The 12,432-nt window shown below is 70.6% G+C and carries 11 protein-coding genes; 4 read left to right on the forward strand and 7 right to left on the reverse strand.

The window, feature by feature from the left end:
- Positions 1–166 precede the first annotated feature (166 nt).
- The 4 genes from OG538_RS23060 to OG538_RS23075 all read left to right on the forward strand — a co-directional run bounded on the left by OG538_RS23060 (position 167) and on the right by OG538_RS23075 (position 6,454).
- Positions 167–1,786 carry a WxL domain-containing protein gene (locus OG538_RS23060; protein WP_406096495.1) on the forward strand — a complete coding sequence of 540 codons (1,620 nt, stop codon included), beginning with the start codon at positions 167–169 and terminating at the stop codon, positions 1,784–1,786.
- Between the two features lie 117 nt (positions 1,787–1,903).
- Positions 1,904–3,916: a hypothetical protein gene (locus OG538_RS23065; RefSeq protein ID WP_406096497.1), complete on the forward strand. Its 2,013-nt coding sequence runs from the start codon at positions 1,904–1,906 to the stop codon at positions 3,914–3,916.
- 336 nt (positions 3,917–4,252) lie between these two features.
- The gene (locus OG538_RS23070) at positions 4,253–4,894 is read left to right on the forward strand and encodes an IclR family transcriptional regulator (RefSeq protein WP_024489166.1); all 642 of its coding nucleotides are present in this window, start codon (positions 4,253–4,255) and stop codon (positions 4,892–4,894) included.
- 771 nt (positions 4,895–5,665) lie between these two features.
- Positions 5,666–6,454 carry a S16 family serine protease gene (locus OG538_RS23075; RefSeq protein WP_406096499.1) on the forward strand — a complete coding sequence of 263 codons (789 nt, stop codon included), beginning with the start codon at positions 5,666–5,668 and terminating at the stop codon, positions 6,452–6,454.
- On the opposite strand, the gene OG538_RS23080 is transcribed toward OG538_RS23075, so the two are convergent.
- From OG538_RS23080 to OG538_RS23110, 7 genes are all read right to left on the reverse strand, one after another.
- Entirely contained in the window at positions 6,384–7,748 is a 1,365-nt protein-coding gene (locus tag OG538_RS23080; RefSeq protein ID WP_406096501.1) for an MFS transporter, read from the reverse strand. The genes OG538_RS23075 and OG538_RS23080 overlap by 71 nt on opposite strands.
- Positions 7,749–7,750: 2 nt before the next feature.
- The gene (locus OG538_RS23085; RefSeq protein ID WP_406096503.1) at positions 7,751–7,954 is read right to left on the reverse strand and encodes a hypothetical protein; all 204 of its coding nucleotides are present in this window, start codon (positions 7,952–7,954) and stop codon (positions 7,751–7,753) included.
- Between the two features lie 14 nt (positions 7,955–7,968).
- Positions 7,969–8,577 (reverse strand): helix-turn-helix domain-containing protein, encoded by a 609-nt coding sequence (locus tag OG538_RS23090; RefSeq protein ID WP_406096505.1) that lies wholly within the window; start codon positions 8,575–8,577, stop codon positions 7,969–7,971.
- Between the two features lie 79 nt (positions 8,578–8,656).
- On the reverse strand, positions 8,657–9,637 hold the full coding sequence (locus tag OG538_RS23095) for a glycine betaine ABC transporter substrate-binding protein (protein WP_406096507.1): 981 nt from the start codon (positions 9,635–9,637) through the stop codon (positions 8,657–8,659).
- On the reverse strand, positions 9,634–10,518 hold the full coding sequence (locus OG538_RS23100; RefSeq protein ID WP_406096509.1) for an ABC transporter permease: 885 nt from the start codon (positions 10,516–10,518) through the stop codon (positions 9,634–9,636). Before OG538_RS23100 ends, OG538_RS23095 begins: the two co-directional genes overlap by 4 nt.
- Positions 10,515–11,777: a betaine/proline/choline family ABC transporter ATP-binding protein gene (locus tag OG538_RS23105; RefSeq protein WP_406096511.1), complete on the reverse strand. Its 1,263-nt coding sequence runs from the start codon at positions 11,775–11,777 to the stop codon at positions 10,515–10,517. Before OG538_RS23105 ends, OG538_RS23100 begins: the two co-directional genes overlap by 4 nt.
- Complete coding sequence (locus tag OG538_RS23110) at positions 11,770–12,417, reverse strand: ABC transporter permease (RefSeq protein ID WP_406096513.1); 648 nt, start codon at positions 12,415–12,417, stop codon at positions 11,770–11,772. Before OG538_RS23110 ends, OG538_RS23105 begins: the two co-directional genes overlap by 8 nt.
- Positions 12,418–12,432 lie beyond the last annotated feature (15 nt).

Consider the following 12,432-nt stretch of genomic DNA (forward strand, 5'->3'; position numbering starts at 1 on the left):
CGAAGAAGTCAACAGGTATGCGAGAAACGTCAGTCAAAATCCCTTTGGGGCATTTCCGAAAAGGATCAATTGGCTCTCTCTTGACTTCTCTGCACCCGGCCTCCTCAATGTGCGCAATCAATGGTCCATGAAAGGGTGTCAGGTGATCCGACGACGAAGACCCGGTGTGACCGGTCTGCTGGCGGCCTGCCTCGTGCTGTCACTGGGCTGCGTCGGGGCGACGGCCGCACCGTCCCCGCCCGCCGATCCGGTGGCCGCGGCCGGGACGGTGACCCCGACCGTGCACTGCGTTCTGCCCGCGGGCCAGGGCGAGGCGACCGGGCCGCAGGAGATGACCGTCGACCTGTCGCCGGCCGTAGTCGAACCGGGCGGCAAGGTGCACGCGACGGTGACGCTCGGGCCGTCCCCGGCCACCAGCGGCCTCGCGTTGGACGACGTGCCGACCATCCCCAGCCTCGACCTCGCGATGACCGGAGGGGCCACCGGAACCGTCACCGTGCGGGGCGCCGAGATCGTCATGGACATTCCGGCCGGCGTGCCCATCGAGATCCCGGCGTACGAAGGCGACTTCCTGGTTCCGGCGGACGCCTCGGGCGAGATCTCGCTGGCTCCGGTCCGTACGCTGACGCAGACCAAGGTGCTCGGATCGGTCTTCGAGACGCCCTGCGACATCGTCGACGGCGGCGGTTCCATCGGCACGGTCACCGCGGAGGGGTCCGCCTCGGAGCCCGCCACCCTGACCGCGCCCGCCGACCCGGTACGCCCGCACACCGACGTGAAACTGGGCGGCTCGGGATGGACCCCGGGCGCCGCACCCGTACCGTCGCTGTGTGCCGCGGGCGGTGGCGGCTGCGACCCGCTGAAGTTCGTCGCCCACACCCTGAGGATCGACTCCTACGGCACACTCACCGGCACCGCGACCCTCGGTGAGGCCGGAGCGGTGCCCGACGGCCGCTACGAGGTGAAGGTCAACGACGGTACGAAGGAGGCCACCGCCCCCCTCACCGTCGAAGCCGTCGCCGCCGGCAACCGCGAGATCGCCCTGTCGGCGGACAGCGGCCCGGTAGGCAGCGTGATCACCGTCAGTGGCCGGAACTACAACCCGGACCGCTGGATCAACGTCATCGGTCTCGACGCCGCGGGCTCGACGCTCGACGACAGCGCGGTCTACGTCAAGAGCGGCACGGACGGCACCTTCGCCGTCGAGTTCACCGTCATCTCCGACGCCGTCGCCGCCGTCCAGGCGGATGAGGGCAACGACCCGGCGACCGTGCGCACCGCCCCGTTCACCGTCACCACCGAAGGCGGCGGGGACGGCAGCACGGCCGAGCAGCAACTGAGCACCCAGGTCAGGGCGGGAACACTGTCCATGACCCAGGACGGTGACACCGTCGACTTCGGTACGACGGTCCTGGGCGCGGACAGCGGACCGCAGCGGGCCCACCTCAACCGGGTGGAGGTGCAGGACGCCCGCGGAGTCAACAGCGGCTGGTCCCTGACCGCCACCCTCACCGGCTTCACGAGCGCCGACGGGAACACCATCCCGGCCGGTGCGGTGCGCTGGGCGCCGGCCTGCACGGCACAGGACGGGAGTGCGGGCACGCCGGTCGCCGGAACGCCCACCGTGCTCGGGAGTGAGGCGGCGAGCCTCTGCCGGATGAATCCGGACGGATCACGTCCGTTCACCGGCGGAAAGTTCGACGCCGAGGCGGGCCTTTCTCTCACCGTTCCCGAATTCACCCGGCCCGGAGATTACAGCGCCACCCTGACCCTGACCCTGCTGTAAAGGGCCGGCAGGGAAAGCACCGACGACGCCCGTCTGTTCCGTACGGCAAGGGAACAGGCGGGCGTCGCCCATTCCGTATTCGGATCAGACGCATTCCGCTTCCTTTGGAGGAGCCGCATGTTCGCGCATCGCAGACCCGCCGGAAGGCCCGGCCGCTCGGCCTGGCGCCGCGCCGTCGCCCTCGGCGCCGGAGCCGTACTCGCCTGGACCGGGGGAACCGTCGCCCTCGCCCCCCTCGCGCACGCCGGTACCGTCACCCCGACCGTGCACTGCACCCTGCCCGCCGGTCAGGGCGAGGCGACCGGGCCGCAGGCGTTCGGCATCGAGCTGACACCCGACGTCGTCGACCCCGGCGGCAAGGTCCATGCCAAGGTGACGCTCGGTCCGTCCCCCGCCACCAGCGGACTCAGCCTCAACGACGTGCCCACCACCCCGAGCGTCGACCTCGCCATGTCCGGCGGCGCCACCGGCACGGTGACCGTCACCGGGCCCCAGGTCACACTAGACATCCCGTCCGGGCAGCCGATCGAGATCCCGCCGTACGAAGGGGACTTCCTCATCCCGGCCAACGCGAGCGGCCCGATCACCTTCACCCCGCTGCGCAACCTCACCCGCACGAAGGTGCTCGGCTCCACCTACGAGACGGCATGCGTCGTCACCGCCGGCGGCGGCTCCATCGGCACCGTGACGGCTGAGGGCAGTGCCGGTCAGCCGGCCACCCTCATCGCCCCCACCGCACCGGCCCGGCCGTCCACCTCCGTCGCCCTGTCGGGCAGCCGCTGGACCGCGGGTGCCACCCCCGTGCCGTCGCTCTGCGCGGCGGACGGCGGTGGCTGCGACACCGGGAAGTTCGCGGACAACTCCCTCGCGATCAACGGTTCCGGACAGCTGACCGGCAGCGCCGTGCTCGCCGGGGCCGGCGCGGTGCCGGACGGCTCGTACCTCGTGAAGGTCGGCGACGGTTCGAAGGAGGCGACCGCCCCCCTCACCGTCCAGGCCTTCGTCCCCGACGGGCCCCGCGCGATCGCCCTGTCCCGCGGCAGCGGCCCCGTCGGCAGCGTCATCACCGTCACCGGCAGCGACTACTACCAGGACCGGTGGATCAACACCGTCGGTCTCGACGCGACCGGAGCGACGCTCGACGACACGGCCGTCTACGTGAAGAGCCGGCCCGACGGCACGTTCTCCGTCGACTTCACCGTCTCGGACCCGGCGATCGCCTCCATCCAGGTCGACGAGGCCAACGACCCGGCGACCCTGCTGACCACGCCGTTCACCGTCACCGAGGCCACCGCGACGCTTTCGGCGGGCACGGCCAAGGTCAAGCCGGGCGGGACGATCAGCGTCTCCGGTGACGGCTGGCCGTCAGGCACCACCCCCGCCGCGGCACTGTGCGCGGCCGACGGCAGCGGCTGCAACGCGGCCGGGATCAGCGGCTCCACCCTGCGGATCGCCGCCGACGGCACCCTCACCGGTACGGTCACCGCCGCAGGATCCACTGCCCGCGGCGTCTACGCGCTCCAGGTCACCGCCGGCAGCTCGCAGGCCCTCACCCAGCTGACGGTCGCCCCGACGTTCGTCGTCCTCACCCCGGCTGCCGGACCGAAGGGCACCGCGGTCACCGTCCTCGGCCAGGGCTTCGCGAAGGTGGCGACCGTGTCGATCGTCGGGCTGCGGGCGAACGGCTCGCAGACCTCCGACCCGGTGCGCACCAAGGTGGTCGGCCTCGACGGGGCGTTCTCGCAGACCTTCACCGTCAACGCGACCGACACCGTCGCCCTCAGGGTCCGCGAGGTCCTCGTCAACCCGCGTACGGAGACAGCTGCGTTCACCGTCCAGGACGGCACCGCCCCCACCGGAGCCTCCTTCGCGCTGTCACCTCCCGAAGGTCCGCCCGGCACGGTGGTCCAGGTGACCGGCCGGGGCTTCGCACCGGTCGCCACGGTCTCCGTCACCGGACGCACCGCGGACGGGAAGCAGACCTCCGACTCCTACGTCACCCGGATCATCGGACTCGACGGCACGTTCGCCCTCAACTTCACCGTCCGGGACCCGGCGACGAAGGCGATCAGGGCCTGCGAGGTACTCGTGAACGGAAAAACTGTCCAGCAATTGTTCACAGTGAGTTAACGCCGGTTCACCTCCGGTGTACGGAGCGTCGCGGGGGAGTCGGCCGACATGGACGCGCGTAGATGCGCGCCGTTCGGCCGACGCCCCGCTGACCGGCACTTATGTGTTTCCGGCACAACCCCTTTTCCGGAGGCGCCCGGATTCTGGACGAGGTCTTCCGCTGAGCGGACTGGCTCGCTACTGTCCCGAAAATGTGAACGCCCCGTGGCAACGCCGCCGCGGAGCGCAGCCGGTGCCTTGGCCAGGCCGGCGGCCTCTCCGTGCGTCGCCGCTGGGACCGGTGGCGCACACACCGTGGGACCAGCCGCCGCCGCTCACCAAAGAGGAGAGGGCGTCGTGACCGCGGAGACCTCCCAGACGCTCGACCGGGGACTGCGTGTCCTCAAACTGCTCGCCGACACCGACCACGGCCTGACGGTCACCGAGTTGTCCAACAAACTCGGCGTCAACCGCACCGTGGTCTATCGTCTGCTTGCCACCCTGGAACAACACACCCTCATACGACGGGACTTGGGGGGAAGGGCGCGAGTCGGCCTGGGCGTGCTGCGCCTGGGCCGTCAGGTCCACCCGCTCGTCCGGGAGGCCGCGCTGCCCGCGCTGCGCTCGCTCGCCGAGGACATCGGGGCCACCGCCCACCTCACGCTGGTCGACGGCACGGACGCGCTTGCGGTCGCCGTCGTCGAACCGACGTGGACGGATTACCACGTGGCCTACCGAGCCGGGTTCCGCCACCCCCTGGACCGGGGTGCCGCGGGCCGCGCGATCCTCGCCGCACGGCAGAAGCCGGTGGGCGAGACGGCGTTCACGCTCACCCACGGCGAGCTGGAGGCCGGCGCGAGCGGGGCCGCGGCCGCGCTGATGGGGGTGACGGGGGTCGAGGGCAGCGTCGGTGTGGTGATGCTCGCGGACGCCGTCCCGGAGCGGGTGGGTCCGCGGGTGGTGGACGCGGCCCGCGAGGTCGCGGACGCGCTTCGCTGAGTCGGGGCCCTTGGGCGGGCGGCGCCGGGGTCCTGACCTTGCCCCGGTCCGGGGCGGGGGTTCTGTCCTCAATCGCCGGACGGGCGGGTGCCCCTGCGGGGCGTTGCGCCGGAGTTTGGCTGCGCCCCGGTCCGGGGCGGGGGTTCTGTCCTCAATCGCCGGACGGGCTTGGTGTGGTGCGGGTGCCCCCGCAGGGGCGCTTTGGCCTGGTGGTGGGGGTCCGTGGCCCCTCCGGGGCGTCTCCTCAAACGACGAACGTTCCGCGGGTACGCAGCGGACCCGGGTCGATGTTCGTCGTCCTGCGGGGACTCCCCTGCACGGCCCCGGACCCGGCCGCCCTGCGTCTGCGACAGTCGTACGGCCGGTGTGCACACGCGAGTGATGCAGGGTGGGGCCGTGCAGGGCAGTCCCCGCAGAAAATGGCGTACGACCCGGGTCCCCCGCGTGACCGGGTGCACACGCCATTTTTGAGGAGTCTGCCCGGAGGGGCACCACCCCCACCCACCCGACGTGGCGCACCCCGCGGAGCAACCCGCACCACTCAAGCCCGTCCGGCGATTGAGGACGGAACCCCGCACCCCGGACACAGCGCACCCCGCAGGGAACCCGCACCCCGCGGAGCGACCCGCACCCCGCGGAGCGACCCGCACCCCGCGGAGCGACCCGCACCCCGCGGAGCGACCCGCACAATCAAGCCCGTCCGGCGATTGAGGACGGGCCCCCGGGGAAGGTGGGGCCGGGAGGCCCAGGGGTGGCGGTTAGATTGGGTGGGTGTTCACTCGTCGCTCGCGCCCCCGCACCCTCGCCCTGTGCGCCCTTCCCGTCCTCGCCCTCTTCGGCGCCGCCGCCTTCGCGCCGCTGCCGTTCACGCTGGCGCAGCCGGGGACGACGGCGAATGTGCTCGGCGATGACCACGGCACGCCGGTGATCAGTATCGAGGGCACCCCCACCCGGCCCACCAAGGGCCAGCTGCGGATGACGACGATCGTGGCCACCGGGCCCACCGCCGACGTCGGGATCGGTGACGTGATCGACAGCTGGTTCCGTGCGGACCGGGCGGTCATGCCGCGCGACTCCGTCTACCCCTCCGGCGGCTCCGATAAGGAGATCGAGAAGCACAACCTCGACGACATGGTGAGGTCGCAGGACTCCGCGGTCGACGCCGCCCTGAACTACCTCGGCAAGAAGCCCGGCTCGGTCGACGTGACCCTGCACCTGGCCGACGTGGGCGGCCCCAGCGCCGGCCTGTTCTTCGCGCTCGGCATCGTCGACAAGCTCGATGGTGACGGCTCCGGAGGCGATCTCACCGGCGGCCGCACCATCGCGGGCACCGGCACCATCGAGGCGGACGGCGACGTCGGCGCGGTCGGCGGGGTGTCGCTCAAGACGCAGGCGGCCCGGCGGGACGGGGCCACCGTCTTCCTCGTACCGAAGGCCGAGTGCAAGGAGGCGAAGTCCGAGCAGCCGAAGGGGCTTCGGCTGATCCCGGTCACGACGCTGAAGGGCGCGGTGGACTCGCTGCGGGCGCTGGATGACGGGGGGAAGGTCCCGAGCTGCTGACCGGGTCCGCCGCGGGGCTGTCGGTCTGCCCGGAGAGCGGGTCGTCCATCGTCCGCCAGGCGGGGAAGACCAGTGGGCTCAGCGTCGCGATCAGGAACACCGCCCCCATCGCCAGCAGGGCACCCGTGGCGCCCGCGCTCTCCACCAGCAGTCCGGCCGCCAGCCCGCCCACCGGCATGGCCAGCTCGCACCCGGCGGTGATGGCTCCGGAGACCCGGCTGCGCAGCGCGTCCGGGACGCTCCCGTAGATCACCGTCGTCAGGATCGGGTTCAGGACGCCGCCCGCGACCCCGCTGAGCACCATCGTCACCGCGAGCGGAAGCGTCGTACCCGTCAGCGCGGCGACCAGGAATCTCGGCGCCCCGCACAGCACCACGCACACCGTGAACACGGTCCGCCGCGAGTAGCGGTGCCCCACCGCCCCGTACAGCAGCGCACCGGTCAGACCGCCCGCCCCGAACAGTGCGGTGAGCAGCCCGAGGTCGCGTGCGCCGCCCAGTTCGGCGGAGGCGTGCACCGGGAGCAGGACGGCGTTCCAGCCCTGGTCGGTGCCGTTCATGAACAGGACCATCAGGACGACGCCAAGCAGCAGCCGGTTGCCGAACAAGTAGGCGTAGCCTTCGCGGAGTTCGCCCCGGTAGGTGCGCAGGGAGACCGGTGCTGCGGCCTTGACCGGCTCGGCTGCGTGCACGCCCCGCACCCCCGCCGCGATCAGCGCGGCCGAGGCCAGGAACGTCGCCGCGTCCAGCAGCAGCACGGTCTCCGCCCCGACCAGTGCGATCAAGACGCCGGCCAGCGCCGCACCGACCATCCGGGCCCCGCGCGACACCGCGTCGAAGAGGCTGGCGGCGCGGGCGAGTGTGGTGCCCGCGTGCTCGGCGAGTTCGGGCACCAGGACGTAGCGCGCGGTGTTGCCCGGGGTGTGGGCGAGCCCGTTGAGGGCCATCAGGGCGCAGAGCATCCAGAAGGCGAGGGCGTCGGCGTAGTACAGCAACGGCACCGCGGCGACGGCGAGTCCGCACACCGTGTCGGAGCCGACGGCGACCCGCCGCCGACCGATCCGGTCGATGACGGGCCCGCCGATCAGTGCGGAGACGACGATCGGCAGGGTCGCGCAGAAGGCGACGAGACCGGCCCTGCCCGCGCTCCCGGTGGTTTCGAGGACGAACCACGGGACGCCGATCAGTGTGAGTGAAGTCCCGGCTGTGGAGATGGAGTTGGCGGCCAGGACGGCGATCAGCGGCAGCCGTCCCGGCTCGTCGTTCCTCGGCTTGTCGTTCTTCCCCCCGTCCACGGCTACGCCGTACGAGGTGCGCGGGTGGTCATGGTGGTCCGGTCCGGCAGGACGCGCAGGCCCAGCTCGACCATGGTCCAGCCCAGCCGGGTCCGCAGGTCGTCGCGCGGGGCGTCGGGGCGGCGCGCGAGGCGGAAGTCGTCGGCCTGGCCGCGCAGTTCGACGGAACGGATGTGGTGCAGCTGAAGGTGCGTCTCGGGATGCATGGCTGGTGGACCCTTCAGTCGGTGGGGCGCGGGAAGACGTGCAGATGGGTGCGGACGACGGCGGAGCCCTCGGTGTCCTCGGGGACGCGTCCGCGGTAGCTGTTGACCAGGTCGTGGACCTTGTCGGCGAGTTCCCTGGAGAGCTCGGGAGTGAGCCGCACCTTGAAGTCGCTGAGGTCCGAGCCCTCGTACCACTCCCTGGACCACTCGTGCATCGTGCCGAGCCAGGTGTTCAGTTCCTGCGCGTGCGTCGTCGCGACCTCGTGGAGTACGACGCCCATGGCGCCGCGTACCTCGGGGTCGGGGTCGTACAGGAACTCGGGGTTGAACGAGGCGCCGGCGTGCACGGCCCGCCACCAGCGCTCGCGTCCCTTGCCGAGTGCCGGGTCGTCCTCGACGAATCCGTACGAGGCCAGCTGGCGCAGGTGGTAGCTGGTGGCGCCGCTGGACTCGCCGAGCCGGTCGGCGAGTCCCGATGCGGTCGCGGGTCCGAACTCGCGCAGCGAGCTGAGCAGCCGCAGACGCAGCGGATGGGCGAGACCCCGCAGGGAGCGGGCGTCGATGTTGAGGACCTTCGGGTCCGGTGCGGTGGCGGCGCTGTCGTCGCCGGCTGACGTTGGCATGCCGCAACCATAGAGTTACAAAGACAGCTTTGCAACAGGTCTTTGCAACGTCTTCTTTGGAATGTCGTCCCGGAACCCCTCACCCCTTCTTGATGAATCCCTCCTCGATCAGCCAGTTCTTCGCCACGTCGTGCGGGTCCTCCCCGTCGACATCCACCTTGGCGTTCAGCACCTGTGCGACCTCCGTGGTCAGCCGAGCGCTGAGCGGGTCCAACAGGGCTGCGATCACCGGGTACTTGTCGAAGGTCGCGGTGTGGACGACCGGGGCCGCGTTGTAGTTGGGGAAGAAGTGCTTGTTGTCCACCAGTACGTCCAGGTTCATCGCCTTGATGCGGCCGTCGGTGGTGAACACCTCACCCAGCAGGCAGGAGTCGGACTTCGACACCTGGGTGTAGATGATGCCCGCGTCCATCTTCTTGATGTTGCCGGCCGGGATCGACATCCCGTACGCCTTCTCCATCCCGGGCAGTCCGTCGTTGCGCGAGGCGAACTCGTTCTCCACGCAGACCGTGACGGCCGAGGGGTTCTTCTTCGACAGTGCGGCGACGTCGGACAGCGTCTTCAGGTGGTACTTCGCGTTGTTCGCCCTGCTGATGGCGAGCGCGTAGGTGTTGTTCAGGGTGGACTGCGGCAGCCACGTCACGCCGTTCTTCCGGTCCGCGTCGCGCACCGCCTTCCACTGCTCCAGCGGGTCGGTGATCGGCTTGGCGTGGCCCAGGTACGTGATCCAGCCGGTGCCCGTGTACTCGTACATCGCGTCGGCATCGCCCTGAATGATCGCCTCCCGGGCGCTGATCGAGCCCGGCAGGTTCGTCCGGTCCAGGACCTCGGCCCCCGCGGCCTTGAAGATCAGGCCGATCATCTGGCCCAGGATGATGTTCTCGCTGAAGTTCTTCGAAGTGACGGTCAGCGATGCGCCGTCCAGCGGCTGCCCCCCGGCGACCTTGCCGGGCGTCACGTCGTCCACCATCGGCGAACCGCTCTTCAGCCCGCACCCCGCCAGCGCCAGGGCCAGAGCGGCCGCGCCCGCCAGGACCGTACGCACGCGTCGCGTCCTCATCGCCCCACCTCCAGTCCGCGCGGCGTCAGCGCCACCTCGACCAGCGAGGCCAGCCAGTCCACCAGCAGCGCCAGCACCACCGTCAGCACGGAACCGAGCACCAGGACCGGCATGCGCTGCGTCTGGATGCCGGACGTGATCAGGTCACCGAGCCCGCCGCCACCCCCGAACGTCGCCAGGGTCGCCGTGCCTACGTTGAGCACCAGCGCCGTCCGTACACCGGCCAGGATCAGCGGCACGGCGAGGGGGAGTTCCACCTTCCGGAGCGTCCCCATCGCCGACATGCCGATCCCGCGCGAGGCCTCCACCAGGGTCGGCTCGATCGCCTTCAGCCCCGCCACCGTGTTGGAGAGCACCGGCAGCACCGCGTAGATCACCATGCCGGTGATCGCCGTCGACGGGCCGATGCCCAGCCAGATCACCAGCAGCGCCAGCAGCCCGATCGCCGGTGTCGCCTGCCCGATGTTGGCGATCGCGGTGACGAGCGGCGCGGCCTTGCTCAGCCCGCGCCGGGTCAGCGCGATGCCCAGCGGAATGGCGATGATCAGCACCCAGAACGTCGAGATGGCCGTCAGCCTGACGTGCTGCCACCACCGCAGCTGGACCGTGTCGCCGACCAGGGAGTTCTCCGCGATCGAGTCGAGCTCGACGTTCGTGATCCACACGTACGTGATGACCAGCACCACCGCGAGCGCCGCCGGGACCACCACCAGCTTGCGCCAGGTGAGACGCCGCGGAGGACCGGCCGGCGGCGCGGCCGGCTCCTCCTCCTCGTCATGGAAGGCGAGGCCCTTGACGTCGTGCTCGCCCGGCGGGCGGTCCCGGTCGGACGCGGGGACCGGCCCGGTGGAACGGCGGCCGGATGGGGAGTCGGGAGTCATGCGCCCCCACCGCCCTCCAGCTCCTGGACGGTCTGGTGGGTCCGCAGCTCCTCCAGGTGGTGCTGGTGCTCGATGGCGGTGAGCCGGTCGGCCTCCAGGAGTTCGTGCACCGAGTTCATCAGGGTGCCCATGTCGACGACCCCGATGAACTCGCCGCGCCGCCCGGTCACCGCGACCCGCCCGCCGCTGTCGGTCAGCACCGCCTCCAGGGCGTCGTGCAGCGTCGCGTCCCTGGTCACCGTGTCGTGCACCAGCTGCCCGGCCCGCGCCAGCGAACCGCGGGCCCGCATCAGGTCGCCGCGCCGCAGCCACTTGTACGGGCGGTTCCTGCGGTCCAGCATCAGCAGTTCGTTGTGCGAGCCGCTACGCAGCTTGTTGAAGATGGACTGGAGCGGCTCGTCGACCGTCACCGTCGGGAACTCGGCGATCTCCACGTCCCTGACGCGGGTGAGGTTGAGCCGCTTCAGCGCCGCACCGGCCCCGACGAATCCGGAGACGAAGTCGTCCGTCGGATTGGTGAGGATGGCCTCCGGGGTGTCGAACTGCGCGATGTGCGAGTGCTCGCGCAGCACGGCGATCCGGTCGCCCAGCTTGATCGCCTCGTCGAAGTCGTGCGTGACGAAGACGATCGTCTTGTGGAGCTCGTGCTGGAGCCGGATCAGCTCGTCCTGGAGGTGGTCACGGGTGATCGGGTCGACCGCGCCGAACGGTTCGTCCATCAGCAGCACCGGAGGATCGGCGGCCAGCGCCCTTGCCACACCGACGCGTTGTTGCTGACCGCCGGAGAGGGCGCGGGGATAGCGGCCGTGGAACTCACGCGGATCCAGGCCGACGAGATCAAGCATCTCCTCGACCCGGTCCTTCACCTTCGACTTCGACCAGCCCACCATCTTCGGCACGAGGGCGATGTTCTCGGCGACCGTCATGTGCGGGAAGAGCCCGGACGACTGGATCGCGTAGCCGATCTTGCGGCGCAGCTTGACCGGGTCGATGTCGGTGACGTCCTCGTCGCCGATCCGGATCCGGCCGGAGGACGGCTCGATCAGCCGGTTGATCATCTTCAGGGTGGTTGACTTCCCGCAGCCGGACGGTCCCACGAAGATGACGGTCTCGCCGGCTTTGATGTCCATCGAGACGTTGTCCACGGCCGGGCTGGGGTTGCCCGGGTAGATCTTGGTCAGGTCCTCCAGCTGGATGGTGGCGCCGGAGGTCGCGTGGGCGGCCGGCTCCGGTTCGGCCGGTGCCGTGGTCTCAGACACGGATCCCCCTCGGGATGGTGAGCCGCCCCAGCAGGACGTAGGCGGCGTCGAAGAGCAGGGCGAGGATGACGATGCCGAGCGTGCCGGCGAGCACGGAATTGATCGCGTTGGCACTGCCCAGCGAGGCGATGCCCCGGAAGATCTCGTTTCCGAGACCCGGTCCGGAGGCGTACGCGGCGATGGCGGCGATCCCCATCAGCATCTGGGTGGAGACCCGGATCCCGGTGAGGATCGGCGGCCAGGCGAGTGGCAGCTCCACCTTGCGGAGCCGGGTGATCCGCGACATCCCGATGCCCTTCGCGGCGTCCACGAGCGCCGGGTCGACGCCGCGCAGTCCGACGATGGAGTTCCGGACGACGGGCAGCAGCCCGTACAGCGTCAGGGTGATCACCGTCGGCGCGACCCCGAGCCCGACCAGCGGGATCAGCAGACCGATCGCGGCGAGGGAGGGAATGGTCAGGACGGTCGCCGTCGAGGTGATCGCCACCGAGGAGCCCCAGCCGCTGCGATAGCTGACCACCCCGATCAGCACACCGAGCGCGGTGGCGATGACCATGCACTGGAAAACCGCGCTGGCGTGCTGGAACGCGTCGGTGAGCAACTGCTGGTGCCGGTTTCCGAGGTACTCCCAGAAGCTCACACGTCACTCCTCGGC

Source organism: Streptomyces sp. NBC_01013 (genome assembly GCF_045162765.1).
Taxonomy (GTDB): domain Bacteria; phylum Actinomycetota; class Actinomycetes; order Streptomycetales; family Streptomycetaceae; genus Streptomyces.